At 58.9% G+C, this 2,761-nt stretch carries 4 protein-coding genes; 1 reads left to right on the forward strand and 3 read right to left on the reverse strand.

Features of this window, described 5'->3' with window-relative positions:
* Window positions 1-195 precede the first annotated feature (195 nt).
* The 3 genes from WCJ41_RS21250 to WCJ41_RS21260 form a co-directional block, all read right to left on the reverse strand.
* Window positions 196-714 (reverse strand): hypothetical protein, encoded by a 519-nt coding sequence (locus WCJ41_RS21250; RefSeq protein WP_336907836.1) that lies wholly within the window; start codon window positions 712-714, stop codon window positions 196-198.
* Window positions 715-907: 193 nt separating this feature from the next.
* Entirely contained in the window at window positions 908-1,789 is an 882-nt protein-coding gene (locus tag WCJ41_RS21255; protein ID WP_336907837.1) for a hypothetical protein, read from the reverse strand.
* An 89-nt stretch (window positions 1,790-1,878) separates the two neighbouring features.
* Entirely contained in the window at window positions 1,879-2,139 is a 261-nt protein-coding gene (locus WCJ41_RS21260; RefSeq protein ID WP_336907839.1) for a hypothetical protein, read from the reverse strand.
* 441 nt (window positions 2,140-2,580) lie between these two features.
* Between WCJ41_RS21260 and WCJ41_RS21265 the strand changes: the two genes are divergently transcribed.
* A partial coding sequence (locus WCJ41_RS21265; protein WP_336907838.1) for an SDR family oxidoreductase occupies window positions 2,581-2,761 on the forward strand: 181 nt, incomplete at its 3' end.

Genomic DNA, 2,761 nt, shown 5'->3' on the forward strand with positions numbered 1-2,761 from the left:
GCCTTGACGCACAGACGGCGCAGATGCAGTCCCAGCGGGTCCAAATGGAGGCCATAGCGGCCGAAAACGTGGCCCTGAGGGGCATCGGGCCCTTCACGGCGCGTAGACGGGCGATAGCCATGACGACGACAATCACCTTCTTTTTGGCCAGTTGAAGCCGATATCGACCAATAGTCGACCTGGCTTATTCGTTACTCAGTCGTGCTCGCCGTCTGGGCGGCGGCCTAAAGCCCGCACAAACGCGTCGGGTTTTTTCGCAGCGGTAGCGAAGGTTGCGACCGTAATCGCCGCCGCTGCTACCAAAATCACATGCCCCACCACGCTCGCTGCAAGAAAAGTGTAACTCCCGATCGCCAGCGAAAAGCTAACCGCCCACATCAATCCCAAGACCTGCAAAACATAGTGCCGAATGGCGACGTCCGGAATATTGCGAAGCGGGCTAACCTCATGATTGAATATAAAGTTCCACGCATATACGACATAGTTCTTGATGGTCGTGATCATGAGCTTGAGGCTTTCTCGGGCATAGAAGTTTGGATGTGACATCCTGCGCGCATCTACAGACATACGCTTGGTGATACGGCCTTCGAGTTCGGTTGGATCTACGACAAGCGGGATAAAGTTGTCCCGAATTAGGACCCTTAGCGGATCTCGTATGCCGGGCATCAGCGGTACTGAGACACACTGGGCGACCTGACGAAGAAGGTTACTCATCGGCGCTTCTTCTAAGAGCTACGATGAACCAGAAATCCTCCCTTCCTCAAATCACCCGACTTGTCTCATGGGTGCTGCCGTCGGACACTCTGCGGTCGCCATTCGCAACCAGGTCACGCCGAAACAGGGACAGCAGTTCCGCGGCTGTGCGGTGGGAAGATATATAGACCTGCTTCGCCCATCTGGCTCTCCTCTAGATATCCCGCCTCTCGACGAACAAGCCGAACAGAACGGTAACCGAAGCGGTGGCGAGGATGGTTGTCAGCCCGCAGGCTAGTGTGGCAGCGGCGCTCGCCAGGAGGGCGAAGGCGCCCACGGGTCCGAACTGCAGGGAGGCCATGAAACTGGCTGCCCACACCACCGTCACCAGACCGGTGACGGCAAAGGTGTAGGCAACGAGCGGGAGCGACTGGCTGCCGCTGTCGCGCCAGGCGTCGCCCAGCCCATAGTCCTCTCGGCCCACCGCGATGGCGACAAGCTTGATTGACAGGCGTTGCACTATGGGAAGGCCACCCAGTATGCCGAGCAGCAGCGACCCGGCAATGATCAGCGTCCACGTATCGTGCAACCATTCGGACAATGGCGGCATGGCACGCGGAAATTCGGGCAGCGCGTAGCCAGATAACTGGACCAGCAATGGCAGCACCACGAAGCTGATAAGGCTTCCCAACAAGAACACGCCCGAGCAAGCGAACCATATGAGCAGGTAATTGCAGGCGAAGCGCCATACCGGGCGGTCAATGCGCAGCCGGTCCCACCCCGTGGCGATCTCGCCGAGCAGCAGGAAGCGGCTCCAGTTCACGGCAAGCGAAGAGACGGCCAGCAGTTTCACCGCCAACAGCAGGCTGACCAATACCGCTCTGTCCTCGTAGCCGGAAGGCGTGGTCTGCAGCAGCAGGGACAGTGGAAAACCTGGCCCCATGCCGGCCGCGATCTCGAGGCCTGTGAGAATGACCAGCCACGGCCAGCACATCTTCAGGGCGAGGCTGGCATTGTTCCACGTCGCACTGACGCCGAAACGAAGCGCCGGCGCGAGGCGGAACTTTACCACAACAAAGGGTCCGGCGTAATTCATGGCAATGTCTGCATTGGCGGCGCTGATGCGCGGTGGTCATTAACCGGACCAATGGAACACAGAACTCGCATAACATCCCTTTCCGAAGTTTATCGCGTGTAGATCACGGTAGCCACGGCGTTGGCCGTATCGTGGAACCCGTTGACGAACTCGAGGCCGAGCGCGATCAGCAAGGCCAGCAGCAGCAGAAGCCAGGGGGTGGCTTCTTGGGCATTGGCCAATTCGCCAGCCAGCTGATTGGCACAATAAGCGAGGCCCCCAGCGAGAACCGCCAAAAACAGAAGTTTCGTCCACCACTTCGGCGGGCTGGTATCGAGCATGGATTGCGCGGCCACGGGGCTGTTGGACATCAGATTACCATCTCACTGAAGATACGAAGAATTACTTATCTCGTCGACTATGTTCGCAGCCCTGTATGACAAGTTCTTGCCGGGGGCAAGGAGAAGCTCCCGCAGTTCAGTCACTGGGGTACCGGCACCATCCCATGCCCCGAACGGGACGACCCTCACCAGCCGCTTGCTCTGATCGCGGTCCATGCGGCCGAGAATGGCACCAAGACAAGCGACGATGTGCGGCCCCATATTCAGCATCACGCATTCGGCCCGCTGGCCCATGACGGCATCCGCCGCTTCCGCGAGGCGGGTTTGAAACTCCGTCCTGTCCGAAGGACGCCGCGGCCCCCTCGAGAGCACTCATTGACCTCAGTCAAATCGCGCAATCGCAACCCAACCGTCACAATAACGTAACGCGAGCATTCTTGTGTTGCGATGCAACAACGGGATGTTAACAGGATGTTTTCGCTCGCAGGTCGCAAAATTCTGGTGGTCGGCATTGCAAATGAACACTCGATCGCATGGGGATGCGCCAAAGCGTTCAAGGCCCAAGGGGCAGACTTGGCCGTCACCTATCTCAATGACAAGGCGGCGCCATCCTCGCCGAAGAGCAGGCCTTTTAGCAGGGCGGGTGTCTCGG

The organism is Aestuariivirga sp. (assembly GCF_037139295.1).
Lineage (GTDB): Bacteria > Pseudomonadota > Alphaproteobacteria > Rhizobiales > Aestuariivirgaceae > Aestuariivirga.

What these genes read in the sequence shown, in the direction of transcription:
- WCJ41_RS21250 (WP_336907836.1), bottom strand. Translation starts at nt 714, where the DNA reads ATGAGTAACCTTCTTCGTCAGGTCGCCCAGTGTGTCTCAGTACCGCTG.
- WCJ41_RS21255 (WP_336907837.1), bottom strand. Translation starts at nt 1,789, where the DNA reads ATGAATTACGCCGGACCCTTTGTTGTGGTAAAGTTCCGCCTCGCGCCG.
- WCJ41_RS21260 (WP_336907839.1), bottom strand. Translation starts at nt 2,139, where the DNA reads ATGTCCAACAGCCCCGTGGCCGCGCAATCCATGCTCGATACCAGCCCG.